This window comes from Paenibacillus sp. Leaf72, from assembly GCF_001422685.1.
In the GTDB taxonomy this organism is placed as follows: Bacteria; Bacillota; Bacilli; order Paenibacillales; family Paenibacillaceae; genus Pristimantibacillus.
This window is the reverse complement of the sequence record NZ_LMLV01000001.1, coordinates 1,486,994-1,499,201: the sequence shown is the minus strand read 5'-3', so window position 1 is coordinate 1,499,201 and position 12,208 is coordinate 1,486,994. Positions and strand designations below refer to the sequence as shown.

Genomic DNA, 12,208 nt, shown 5'->3' with positions numbered 1-12,208 from the left:
TTTTTTGAAAATATAAGAATTTATAGGTTTCACTCTTATAATCAGCTTATATTTCTCGGACTGAAACGCGCCGCGCCGCCAAAGGATGGCGACAGCCGTTTCACCTTGGATCGGATATAGTTTAAATCAAGTTAGTGATTGATCAATCAATACCAAATGAAAGGTTTGGTGCGTTTATGGCAAAAGGAACGGCAACAGCTGCCAGCAGGCGTTCCGACATCGTATCTGCGGCTATTGAGGTTTTTTCTGAAATTGGTTATTATCGCGCAACTACAGCGCAAGTAGCCGAGCGGGCTGGAGGTTATGTATCATCTGTTCTTCGAATCCGTTCCAGCATCTGATGAGGCAACGCGCAAAGCATGGCTGGAGCAGATTTCCTATATGGCAAGCAAGGCTTGATCAGGCAGCTTATTTTGCTTAATTGTAATTGATCAATCAATCATTTTTTGTAAGTATGTTTTTGTAAAATAAGGCAGGCCGTAGCTCCCCAGGGAACGACGTGCTTGCCTTTTTTGAATTTATTTTTAGATTTGCGTGTAAATATTAAATGTAGAAACCAGTCGAATGCTGAAACATGTTACAATCTTTTCAAAAGAAAAATAAGCTTTCTAACGGAGGCCATTATGCAGCCATTTACGAAAAGAGTTATTGAAATTATAAAACGCATTCCAGCAGGCGCTGTCATGAGCTATGGGCAGATTGCCGAGCTTGCGGGAAGCCGCAGAGGGGCGCGCCAGGTCGTGCGGATTTTGCATACGCAGAGCAGCATCCATCAGCTGCCGTGGCACCGGGTTGTCAATGCGCAAGGCGAAATCGCCATCCCGAGTGAAGAGGGGAATATGGAGCAGCGGTCCCGCTTGGAGGAAGAGGGTATCGAGGTTAGTGCGCAGGGCAAGCTGGATTTGGCAAAATATCGTTTTAATCCGGCACCAGCGGACATAATGGGAGCGTGGGATAACCTAGATCCAGACGATGTGGACCAAATGTTTTAAACCCGGATTCAGAGAAACGAGGCAGATGGATGCGTAAAATACAATCAAGCGGTTCGGGCAAAAAAGTGATCTTAACCGCAATAACCTTCGTGTTATTGTTGACGGCATGTGGACGCTCGGAGCAGCCAGCTCCATCCTCATTGCCTACATCCTCGGCAGCGCCACAGGACACGCCTATGGCAGCATTGCTGCCAGAGCAGCATTATGGTGACAAGCTGCAAATGCAGGACAAGCGGCAGAAGCTGTATCATTTTATAACGACTGAGCTGTCTGGAACGGCGGGCATTTATACGAATTTGCAGGATACGGAGCAAAATGCGGAGCTCACGACGGGGCATGAAATGCTTAGCGAGTCAGCGGGACTTATGATGCGCTACAAAGCGTTAACGCAGCAAAAGTCTGCTTTCGAGGAGGAGTGGGCCCGCGCCAAGCAATCGTTCAATATGGAGACGGCATTCAGCTACCGCTTCAGCCCCAAGCTGCAAAAGCGTTATACGCTGAACGCAGCGGTTGACGATTTGCGCATCATCCGGGCGCTTTATGAGGCCGGCGATGTTTTTCAAAATGAAGGCTACAAGCAGGAGGCCGACAGCTTCGGCAAACGTTTTTACGAGCATAATGTGAAAAATGGCTATTTGTATGATTTTTATGATGAAACATACAAAATAACGAATGATTTTATTACGCTCTGCTATATCGATTTGAAGACGCTGGGGCTGCTGCCTATCGAGGCGGGGGAGCGGCAAACGCTGATCGCTAATATGGAGAAAGTCATCAAGGACGGTTATTTAACGAATGAATTTCCTTTCTATGAGACGCGTTATGATTATGGCAAAGGTAAATACAGCTCGGATCATATTAATATGGTGGAATCTTTGTTAACTGTGCTGGTATTAGCCGAAATGGGTGAAGAAAAAGCCGAAAGCATCCGATACATAAAGGATAAGGTGAAGGCGGGTACGCTTTACGGCCAATACACGAGGGAAGGCGCAGCCACGACGGATACGCGCTCCACTGCCATCTACGCGATAACGGCGATGATTGGCTCCGTGATTGGCGACCAGACCCTATATGCCGACAGTATTGGCAAAATGAATGAGTTCCAAATCGAGGAGGTCGGAAGCCCGCTGCTCGGCGGCTTTGGCGACACGGCAGCTCAGCAGGCCTATTCCTTCGACAACCTAATGGCTTTGCTTGCTTATACTTACTAAAAGCCTTTTTCATAATTTTCCTTAGCAGAAACTTTGGTGAAAAAGGCAAGCGGAGTGAAAGGTTTGAGCTGGAGAAGCGGTAGCGTTCGTTTTTACCCTTGAATTTCTTCCTATTGCGGCTTAATCACAGAAATTCAAGGGTAATGGCGATCGTAAGCCAAACCTTTCGCGCAGCGATGATCCTTTTTCACCAAGTTTATAAAAGTTATTAAGAAAGAAGGCGCCCACCATGATAGCAGACAGGGCCAAGCACTATGCGCGGCAAGCCTACGCCTTATTGAATAGATACCTATCGCCTGCCAGCTTCGCTGCTTTGGCAGTGTTAATTATTACAATCATCGCCTTGTTCACGCCCCCGTATATTGGGATGGCGGACAACGGGGACTTTTTTCGTATTTTGTACAGCAACGGCTTGTATTTTAACGCCCCGGATTATGACAGCCAATATCTCGGCTACTTTGTAAAGAAATTTGGCATTTTGCAATATTACAATGAAAATGGGACAACCTTTACGTCCTCGCAATCCTGGTTCATTCAATTGTCAGTTGCGCTGAATACGCTGCTGGCCAGCAGCCAGGTGTTCGATGTGCGTTTTCAGGCGGCCATATTGACGATTCTTTACGTCATTGCGATTTATTTGCTCGTTGAGAGCCTGACTTGGAAAATTGACCGGAAATACGGCTATATCATTGCGCTGCTGGCGATTTTTATGTTTGGCGATACGGGATATACGGCGTTTTTCAATTCTTTTTTCAGCGAAGGCATCGTGCTTATTATGATGATGCTCGTCTTTGCCTCAGGGCTGCTGCTTTACCGCCGCCGTTACAATGATTACGCGATGCTCGCCGTGTTTACAGTAAGCGGGTTTCTGCTGACGACGAGCAAGCAGCAAAATGCACCGGTTGGCGTCATTATTGCCGTCATCGGGCTGTTCTACCTGTTCATCCATGTGAAGCGGACGTTCCGCGTGCTAATGCTGACATCGCTCACCGTTCTGATGCTGGCAGGCATTGCAACGTATGTGCTCATTCCGAAGGAGTTCGTCAATATTAACAAATACCATGCGATGACGCGCGGGGTGCTGATGGGCTCAGACGATCCGGAAGGCGCCTTGGAGGCGCTCGGCATGGACAAGCAATATGCGATATTGAAGGACAGCATTTATTATGAGCCGTTTACGACGGTGGATGTGGATTCGCCGATTTTAGAGGAAAACTTCTATAGCCAGTACGGCTTTGGTGCGATTGTCGGCTATTATATCAGCCATCCGGATCAGGCTGGCAGCATGCTGAATTTGGCAGCGAAAAATGCATTCACCATCCGCCCCGCGGCGATGGGCAACTATGAGAAGTCAGCAGGCAAGCCGTTTGGCCAGCAGACGGTCTTTTTCTCCGGCTACAGCTTGCTCAAAGAGGCGCTTGCACCCAAAACCTTCGGTTTCATCGTCATTTGGATGATTGTCGTCGTTGGCGTATATATGCCGGCTTTCGTAGCGGCGATCAGGGCGCGAAATTTAAGGCGGGCTTCGCGCCTGCCGCTCATCGTCATGATGATGCTGGCCGGCTTGTCCGGCATCTTCGTCTCGATTATCGGGGCGGGGGACGCCGATTTGGCGAAGCATGAATTTCTGTTTACCGCGGCTTTTGATCTCATTACGTTTTTGGTTATCGCAGATGCTGTGCGCCGCAGATTATGGCATAGCGAGCAGGAGCAGGATTCGCCAAACGAAATACATCTAGAGAGGGTGGGAAGGTGAGAAGGTGAAAAAAAGCAAATGTAGACAACCATTACCGAAAACGCTATTGCACCTGCTGCTGTTGCTCTGTTTGCTTTGTAGCTCTTCCATTTCTTCTCTCGCTGCTGCCGCAGAAAGAGAGGCGGAGCCGATCCACGTGCTGCTGCTCTATGACAGCTTGGCCAAGGACTCGCCAAAGGCTGGCAATGTCGAGGCGCTGCAGCAGCAGCTTGCCGCATTCGGGGCGCAGGTGACAATCCTCTCCGTAGATGGTTACTCAGGCGGCATGCTGGAGCAGTATAGCAAGGTGATTCTGGTGCGAAATGCAGCGGATATGGAGCTGACGAATGCCGCTTTTGTTCAGGATAGGGCAGCCTATCGGGGCGATTATTTTCACATCGGCGAGGAATTGCCTGCTCGGCAGCAGCAATCGCTGCATATTGCCATCGAACAAACACCGAGCGAGGAAACGATGCGGCTTGCGATTGGCCCATTTTCAGATGAGGCAGTGCGTGTGCAAAACACCCCGTACATCGTGATGGAGCAGACGGCAGCCAATCCTTCGGTGAATCTTCAGGCCGAGGCCTACGGCAGCTTCACGCCCAAGCAAAATAGCGGTGCGAACGGAAGCTCCCCCTACGCGGTGAGGAATGAGCATACGGCGTATGTGCCTTATTTTCAGAAGGGGAATTTGAGCGAGCTGGCGATGTCGTATGTGCTGAAGGATTGGCTGGGACTTGCCGAGCCGGGACTAACCTACTTGCTTTTTAAGGAAATTTACCCGTTTTCGGATTTAACGCTATTGGCCCAAATGGCCGATACTTTATATGATGCGGGCATTCCTTTTGCGATAAGCGTCCAGCCGGTGTTCAGCAATTCGGAGTTTCCGGCGATGCAGCGCTATCTGGAAACGTTGAAGTATGTCCAGTCGCGAAACGGCACTGTGCTGGTCAATGCGCCAGTCGTAGCTTCAACCATTGGTCAAAATGACCAGACGCTGAAAACGAAGATGACCTCGTTCATTGACGTATTAGCGGCTTACGGCATTGCCCCGCTTGGCATGGGAGCAGAAATGTATTGGTCCTACGATAAGGAATACGCTGTGGATGGCATGGGCTTCTTTAATTCGGCGGTGCTGCTGCCTAATAAGAAGCTGATGTACCGTTCGCAGACGAACGTTTCCCAGCCCTTCGCCTCATCGCTTTACAGCATAAGCCCGAGCTATCTTGCCAGCTTTGACCGTGAGGGCAAGGCTTGGGAGCCGCTTCCGATGAATACGGCGCTGACGTATGATTTTGCTGAAAATGAAGCGCAGCTCAGCGCCGATCTCGCCAGCATTACAGAGAGCTGGATGACCTTCACAGATTATAAGCAACAAGGCCACGAGGTGCGAACCGAGGCGCATGTCATCCTGTCGCAAGGCGGCCATATGACCATTAATGGTCAAGCGGTAACCTTGAATGATGCGCTGCGGCAGGTCAGCTCTGATTTTGAATATGCAGATAAGGGCACGGTAAGCTTTACCACCTTGTTTAATGTGCAAAATAAAATTTTTATCGTCATTATTATTGTGTCGCTCTTCATATTCGGCTTCCTCTTTATGATCGGATACCGACTGTACAGACGCAAATACTTCAAATAAGGAGACAGCTATGACAATCGCAGACATCCTCATGTTGATTGCCGTTATCTGTATTTGGTCGCTCCTGCTCGTCAATGTGGTGCTGATTATTGCCGGATATTTATTTTATATCCAGAGCGAAGGAAAGCCTGTGCCAGAAATCAAAGGGGAGACCCCCTTTGTCACCATTATGGTTCCGGCCCACAATGAGGGCAAGGTCATTACGAAGACGGTCGAATCGCTGCTTGCGCTCGATTATCCGCATGACCGTTACGAAATTATTGTCATTAACGATAATTCCTCGGATAATAGCGCGGTGCTGCTTGCCGAGGTGCAGGCGAGATACGCAGGACGCAACTTAATTGTTATCAACACCGACAAGGTTACAGGCGGCAAGGGCAAGTCGAATGCGCTCAACATCGGCTTTCAGCAGAGCCGAGGCGAACTGATCGCCATTTATGACGCGGACAATACGCCGGAGCGCACAGCGCTTCGCTATCTGGTCGGTGAAATTACGAATGATGATACGCTGGGCGCGGTCATCGGGAAGTTCCGAACGCGCAACCGCGATACGAATCTGCTCACCCGCTTCATTAACATTGAGACGCTGTCCTTCCAATGGATGGCGCAGGCGGGCAGATGGAAGCTGTTCAAGCTTTGCACGATACCCGGCACGAACTTCATTATGTGGCGTCATATCGTCGAGCGGATTGGCGGCTGGGATGTGAAGGCGATTGCCGAGGATACCGAGATCAGCTTCCGCATTTACATGATGGGGTACCGAATCAAGTTTCAGCCGAAGGCCGTCACTTGGGAGCAGGAGCCGCAAACGGTCAAGGTATGGTTCAAGCAGCGGACGCGCTGGGCGAAGGGCAATATTTATGTCATTGTGAAAAATATCCCCTTGCTGTTTGACCGCTCGGCGACGAACATCCGCTTTGATATTTTATACTTTTTATCGATTTATTTTCTGCTTCTCACGTCGCTCGTTATGTCTGATCTGCTGCTCATTCTTCACGCTTTAGGTTATGTACATACGACGATTGCCGGATTCAGCTCCTTCCTCTGGGTGCTGGCGGTCACGCTATTTATAGTAGGCACTTATATTACGCTAACAACGGAAAAAGGCGAGCTTAGGCTGTCCAATGTGTGGATTATTATGCTGATGTACGTATCCTATTGCCAAATGTGGATGGTTGTTGCCGCCTACGGCTTATATACCTACCTCAAGGATTTAGTGTTTAAGCGTGAAGCGAAATGGTACAAAACCGAACGTTATTAAAGCTGGAGGAGAGCATCATGAAAAGACGCATATTCGTAATTACCTTCATTTGTATGGCGCTGCTGCTTGGACAGCTGGGTCAGCTTGGAGCAGCAACAGCAAGCGCAGCAGAGGCACCGGGAACAGAGAGCTATGATATTCCATTCATTACAGCAGATACATCCATGTCGGGTGTGATGGCGACGCGCCAGGACTTTTTTCAAATACCGTCCTATTGGAATGTGAGCAGCGTCGTCGTCAATATGGACTACAAGGTGTCGCAGCTTGCGGACAAGGACCGCTCCAGCGTCACTTTGGCGATTAACGGCGTAGCCTTCTATTCGTTCCGCCCGGATCGCACGGTAGAGAAAAAGCAGCGCCTGAGTGTGACGATTCCTCGCGAGCTGCTGGCGGAAGGCACAAACACGCTGTCGACAGAAGGAAGCATTCAGACGATCGTCAATGATCAAATTTGCTCGCCGGATGAGGAGCGGGACAATTGGCTCCAGCTATACAGCAGCTCCAGCGTGGATGTTCGTTATGTAAGCAAGCCGCTGGACGGCTCCATCCGTGATTTTAATGAGCGCTTTACAAGCCTCGACACGGTCAGCAAAAGCTTGAATACGATTGCAGTGCCGGCACAGGCTTCTGCGAAAGAAATGGAAGCGGCCGTCTACGCACTGTCTGGCTTTGCCAAGGCGAATACGCTTCAGGACAAGACGATTCCGCTGCTTGCCTTCGATGATGAATATTATGCAGGCAAAAAGCTCGTTACGGCTGTCGCCTTGTATGACCAGCTTCCGAGCGGGCTGAAGACAGCTGTCGGCACACCGGATTTGAACGGTAAAGCGCTGATTCAGCTCGTGCGCCAAGGCGAGCAATGGGCGCTCGTTGTAACCGCGAAGGATGAGGCGCTGCTTGTGAAGGCAAGCCGCCTTGTGGCGAATCAGGCATTGATGAGCCAGCTCAGCTCCGACCGTAAAATCGTCGATGAGAGCACCGATGTCTCGACGCCTGTGGTCAACATTAGCCGCAATGTCGTTTTGACCGAATCAGGCGACGAGCTGAAGGGCCCTCGCCATCAGGAGAAAGCTTATTTTGTGTCGCTGCCAGCCAATCGTTCCATCGCTGACGCAAGCAAAATCAGTCTCGATTTCCGCTATGCGAAAAACTTGGATTTTGACCGTTCGATGGTGACAGTGCTCATCAACAATACGCCAATCGGCAGCAAGAAGCTGACGGAGGAGCTGGCAAATGGCGATTCGATTACATTGCCAATTCCGAAAAATCTGGACATTTCCGGCAACTTTTCCGTCGTTGTCGCCTTTGATCTAGAGCTGAAAAATGCCGTTTGCGTGCAAAATCAGAACCAAATGCCGTGGGCTTTCGTGACGAAGGATTCCATGCTGCAATTGAATACGAAGGATCGGACGGAGCTGTTGTTCAACAACTATCCGTATCCATTTTTGAGAGATGGAGCATTTAACCAGGTAGCGGTCGTGCTGCCGCAGGAGCGCGATTCCTACACGTATCGTACGGTAGCGAACCTGTTTAACCTGCTCGGCCAATATGCAGAGGGCAACACGGGAGACGTTCTCTTTTATAGCGATGATGTTGCTGCTGATGTTTTGAAAGCCCGCAACGTCATCGCGATCGGAACCTTCCAAAGCAACAAGGTGATTCGTGATCATAATGCTGCGCTGTACTTCAAATATGATGCGAATGGCGCAGGCTTGCAGTCCAATGAGAAAATGAGCATCGACTCCGATTACGGCAAGCGTATCGGGACGTTGCAGCTTATTGACTCCCCGTATGAGGCGGGACATGGCTTGCTTGCCGTTACTGGGGCAGACTCGGAATATTATTATTTAGCTTCCAAGCTGGTCGCCAGCCAAGGAACGGTATGGAAGGTGTTCGGCGATGGCGTATCGACGGACAAGGACGGCAACATTAACGCATTTCGTTTCAAAAAAGAAGCCGAGCCCGAGCAATCCTCCGTCATTAGCAATGTGATGGAACGCACCGATGTGCTCAGCTTCGTGATCGCGGCGGCACTTGTTATGGTACTGGTGCTCGTATCGCTGATTTTCCTGGCTCGCAAATATCGCAGAAGACGGGGTGATCGCGATGAGGCGTAATCAGAGCAGTCTTATTTCCGACAGCGGCTTCCTGCTGCTCATCGTCGTCAGCTTCATTTGCATCGTATTTACAGCGGGAGATCCTGACCGTTATTTGCAAAATGTTATTTTTCTGAATGTCGCTTTCCTGATTGCGATCATTACGTATTTCACGAATGTGACGACAGGGCTGATTCTCAACATTGTGTTTATTTTTGGCTTTGGTACCTATACGCTATATGGAACGCTTGTGGGGGGAGAGGCGGTCAGCGGCGGCAATTATTTCTGGCTCGTCATGACGCCGGTGTTCACCTTGGTGACGTGGATGTTCACGCTTGCAGGCAGACAGCTCCAAACGGAAAATGAACAGCTCAAGAAAACGAACAGCCGGCTGGCGACGATGGATGAAAATACGAATCTGCGCAACAGCCGTTCGTTCCAAAATGACGCCGCCGTCTTCATGGCGCTGTCCACCCGGTATCAAATTCCGCTCACACTGCTTGTTGTGAACGTGAAATATTGGGATGAGCTGCGGCGGATGGTCAGCGAGGAGCGGATGACGGAAGCGATCTTCGAGCTTTCGCAGATGAGCCAGACAAGCATTCGGACGAATGATTCGATTTATATGTTGAGCAAGGATAATCCGACTTGGGGACTGCTGCTGTTCACAGACCGCCAAGGGGCGAATATCGTCATCGAGCGCTTGAGGCATAAAATCCAGGAGTTTAATTCTGCCGAGTTTTCACATAAATACAAGGTAGAGCTGAGCCTGAAAATCGGAGCGCTGCAATATGAGCCGGAAGCAATCCCGACGCCGCTTGATTTCATCGTGCAGGCGCGGAAGCAGCTGGAGTATGATGTGTAAAATATAGTAGCAAGGTAAAAAGCGAAGCATGAAATAGCCCCTGAGGCTGCTTTCACGCTTCGCTTTTTTTAATAATTAGAAACTTGCGATATATTTATTTTTTTACAATTTATCAATTCCCCAAACTTGAAAACCTTCACCCAATTGTGTGGATTTAATTTCTTCTGCGTTCTTAAAGTCATATATCCAATAGCTTTTCGATATCATTTCTTGAAAATTCAATAGTTCTTTTTCAGCAGCAGCTACAATTTCAGGAGAGAGTTCATCTTTAGAATATTCCTCAGCAGCAGCGAATACCGACATAGACGAAATGATAAATACAAAACCAATTACTAAACATAGTTTCATGAATTTTTTCATTTTAATTCCTCCTATCTTATACACCATAAGCCCACATATCTTTGCGGCCTTCAATCCACGTTCGATCTCCAAGGCCGCCGTGTTACATTCATAATTTAATTGATTACCAAATTCCTTCATAAGTACAGACTTGTTTGGAATCTAAAAAGTTTCTTTATTATGGGAAAAATGAACTAACAGCAAGAGTATGACTTTTCATCAAACGTCTGCATTGCTCTTCAGGTGTTTATCCGCTGATTGGAGCAAGGCGAAAAAATAGACCATAAAGCCGTGCAGAGCACCTTGAAAGCTATTCGCAATTTATGAAAGCTAAATTCAATATCAACTTAAGTTAAAATTAAAATAAAATGTCGAATATTAAGGAGGATTGTAAATTTAGATGTGGAATAGATAAATATGGTAATCATCTTTCTGGTTGATTTTAGGAGGGGATAGCAAGTGCTTACGGGCAGACTCCATATGGCACAGGCAGGGGAGAAGCATCATTCATTTCTATATCGTGTTTATGCGAGTACCCGCGAGGAAGAAGTAGAAGCATGGGGCTGGGAGGAATCGTTTCAGCAGGCCTTTCTGCGCATGCAATATGATTTACAGAAGCGCTCTTATGAATCGCAGTATCCGGATGCGGAGAACTATATTTTAATGAAGGATGATTTCCAAATCGGGGTTTGCATGCTTGTTCGCAAGGCAGATAGAATGATACTCGTTAATGTGGCACTGCTGCCAGCTTTCCGCAATTCTGGTTATGGCACGTACTTGCTTCAGGAGCTTCAGGAAGAAGCGGCTGAGAAAAAGCAGCCTATTCAACTGCATGTGATGCGGGGCAATGAGGCGCTCCGTTTATACGAAAGACTAGGCTTCCACATGGTAGAGGAGCAAGGCATGCATATATTGATGGAATGGAAGCCATAGACTCCTAAGACAGGACAGGCCTCGGCTCACCTATTGTTTTTCAGCAGCTTTAAATGTTCAATCGGAGGGGATTATAAAATGAGCGAGGCTTTTATTGGTGAAATTCGCATGTTCGCTGGTAATTATGCTCCACAGGGCTGGGCGAAATGTGAAGGCCAAATTTTATCTATATCAGAGAATGAAACGTTATATATGCTATTAGGGACTACCTACGGTGGTGACGGTATGTCGACCTTTGGACTACCGGACTTGAGAGGGAGGGTTCCCATTCATAAAGCGACCAATTATCCCTTAGGCATGAAGGCAGGAACAGAAAACGTCACACTCTTAACTACTCAGTTACCTACCCACACTCACTTACCCCAAGTAGTCCAAACTATGGGCAGTGCCTCTTCTCCTCAAAATAATACCTGGGCGAAAGCAGCCGTATATTCCACAGGACTTGATAGCAGCAACAATCCACTTCCAAAGGCTCCTATGAATAACAACAATCTTTCTTCCTTCGGTGGCAGTCAGCCCCATAACAATATGATGCCTTCCTTGACCGTTTCTTTTATTATTGCACTTTTCGGGATCTTTCCACCCCAGTCTTAATTGTTTTATAGATTTCATTCTTTTTATATAGGAGGTTGAAAATGAATCCATTTGTTGGCGAAATTAGAGTGTTCCCATTTGGTTTTACACCGAAGGGCTGGGCTCCATGCAATGGGCAATTATTGCAGATATCAACAAACACAGCGTTGTTCGCCGTTCTTGGCACGTATTATGGCGGGAATGGAAGGGATAATTTTGCGCTTCCGAATTTACAAGGACGGGTTCCCGTTCATGTCGGACAGAATATTCCACTTGGTAGTATGGCAGGGGAAGCCAATCATACTTTAACGGTAAACGAGATGCCGATGCATACGCACCAGCTCGCTGCCTCCTCGGAAACGGCTGATCAAATATCTCCAGCGGGGAATGCTTGGGCAGACACACCTTATACGCCTTATGCGCCTCCTTCTGCGAACGTCACTATGAATGCAGGCGCTATCGCCACTGCAGGTGGCAGTCAGCCGCATAACAATATGCAGCCATTTTTGGCGCTGAATTTTTGTATCGCTATTACAGGAATATACCCACCAAGAAGTTAAA

General features: G+C 48.4%; 11 protein-coding genes and 1 pseudogene. 11 read left to right on the top strand and 1 reads right to left on the bottom strand.

Annotation, left to right across the window (positions count from 1 at the left end):
- Positions 1–176: 176 nt before the first annotated feature.
- The 8 genes and pseudogenes from ASF12_RS33515 to ASF12_RS06390 form a co-directional block, all read left to right on the top strand.
- Positions 177–296 (top strand): annotated as a pseudogene (locus ASF12_RS33515) (TetR family transcriptional regulator); the annotation flags it as partial.
- Positions 297–623: 327 nt separating this feature from the next.
- Positions 624–992: an MGMT family protein gene (locus tag ASF12_RS06420; RefSeq protein ID WP_056031089.1), complete on the top strand. Its 369-nt coding sequence runs from the start codon at positions 624–626 to the stop codon at positions 990–992.
- Between the two features lie 29 nt (positions 993–1,021).
- Positions 1,022–2,203: a glycosyl hydrolase family 8 gene (locus ASF12_RS06415; RefSeq protein ID WP_056031086.1), complete on the top strand. Its 1,182-nt coding sequence runs from the start codon at positions 1,022–1,024 to the stop codon at positions 2,201–2,203.
- A 229-nt stretch (positions 2,204–2,432) separates the two neighbouring features.
- Complete coding sequence (wsfD, locus tag ASF12_RS06410; protein ID WP_056031083.1) at positions 2,433–3,959, top strand: glycan biosynthesis hexose transferase WsfD; 1,527 nt, start codon at positions 2,433–2,435, stop codon at positions 3,957–3,959.
- A gap of 4 nt (positions 3,960–3,963) precedes the next feature.
- Positions 3,964–5,580, top strand: a complete 1,617-nt coding sequence (locus ASF12_RS06405) for a hypothetical protein (RefSeq protein ID WP_056031080.1) — start codon at positions 3,964–3,966, stop codon at positions 5,578–5,580.
- A 10-nt stretch (positions 5,581–5,590) separates the two neighbouring features.
- Positions 5,591–6,841, top strand: coding sequence for a glycosyltransferase family 2 protein (locus ASF12_RS06400; protein ID WP_056031077.1), 1,251 nt, complete (start codon positions 5,591–5,593; stop codon positions 6,839–6,841).
- Positions 6,842–6,858: 17 nt separating this feature from the next.
- The gene (locus tag ASF12_RS06395; RefSeq protein ID WP_155972836.1) at positions 6,859–8,958 is read left to right on the top strand and encodes a cellulose biosynthesis cyclic di-GMP-binding regulatory protein BcsB; all 2,100 of its coding nucleotides are present in this window, start codon (positions 6,859–6,861) and stop codon (positions 8,956–8,958) included.
- On the top strand, positions 8,948–9,802 hold the full coding sequence (locus ASF12_RS06390; RefSeq protein ID WP_056031074.1) for a diguanylate cyclase domain-containing protein: 855 nt from the start codon (positions 8,948–8,950) through the stop codon (positions 9,800–9,802). The genes ASF12_RS06395 and ASF12_RS06390 overlap by 11 nt, the downstream gene beginning before the upstream one ends.
- 102 nt (positions 9,803–9,904) lie before the next feature.
- Here ASF12_RS06390 and ASF12_RS06385 read toward each other — a convergent pair whose 3' ends face one another.
- Positions 9,905–10,162, bottom strand: a complete 258-nt coding sequence (locus ASF12_RS06385; RefSeq protein WP_056031070.1) for a hypothetical protein — start codon at positions 10,160–10,162, stop codon at positions 9,905–9,907.
- 438 nt (positions 10,163–10,600) lie between these two features.
- On the opposite strand from ASF12_RS06385, the gene ASF12_RS06380 reads away from it, so the two are divergent.
- From ASF12_RS06380 to ASF12_RS06370, 3 genes are all read left to right on the top strand, one after another.
- The gene (locus ASF12_RS06380) at positions 10,601–11,074 is read left to right on the top strand and encodes a GNAT family N-acetyltransferase (RefSeq protein WP_081418637.1); all 474 of its coding nucleotides are present in this window, start codon (positions 10,601–10,603) and stop codon (positions 11,072–11,074) included.
- Between the two features lie 78 nt (positions 11,075–11,152).
- A complete protein-coding gene (locus ASF12_RS06375; protein WP_056031067.1) occupies positions 11,153–11,668 on the top strand; it encodes a phage tail protein in 516 nt (171 codons plus the stop codon).
- A gap of 41 nt (positions 11,669–11,709) precedes the next feature.
- Positions 11,710–12,207 (top strand): phage tail protein, encoded by a 498-nt coding sequence (locus tag ASF12_RS06370; protein WP_056031064.1) that lies wholly within the window; start codon positions 11,710–11,712, stop codon positions 12,205–12,207.
- Position 12,208: the final 1 nt, after the last annotated feature.

Bases quoted from the DNA above. Each gene is read 5' to 3' on its own strand.
- ASF12_RS06370 (WP_056031064.1), top strand. From the start codon at position 11,710: ATGAATCCATTTGTTGGCGAAATTAGAGTGTTCCCATTTGGTTTTACA.
- ASF12_RS06415 (WP_056031086.1), top strand. From the start codon at position 1,022: ATGCGTAAAATACAATCAAGCGGTTCGGGCAAAAAAGTGATCTTAACC.
- ASF12_RS06420 (WP_056031089.1), top strand. From the start codon at position 624: ATGCAGCCATTTACGAAAAGAGTTATTGAAATTATAAAACGCATTCCA.
- ASF12_RS06395 (WP_155972836.1), top strand. From the start codon at position 6,859: ATGAAAAGACGCATATTCGTAATTACCTTCATTTGTATGGCGCTGCTG.
- ASF12_RS06400 (WP_056031077.1), top strand. From the start codon at position 5,591: ATGACAATCGCAGACATCCTCATGTTGATTGCCGTTATCTGTATTTGG.
- ASF12_RS06375 (WP_056031067.1), top strand. From the start codon at position 11,153: ATGAGCGAGGCTTTTATTGGTGAAATTCGCATGTTCGCTGGTAATTAT.
- ASF12_RS06385 (WP_056031070.1), bottom strand. From the start codon at position 10,162: ATGAAAAAATTCATGAAACTATGTTTAGTAATTGGTTTTGTATTTATC.
- wsfD (WP_056031083.1), top strand. From the start codon at position 2,433: ATGATAGCAGACAGGGCCAAGCACTATGCGCGGCAAGCCTACGCCTTA.
- ASF12_RS06390 (WP_056031074.1), top strand. From the start codon at position 8,948: ATGAGGCGTAATCAGAGCAGTCTTATTTCCGACAGCGGCTTCCTGCTG.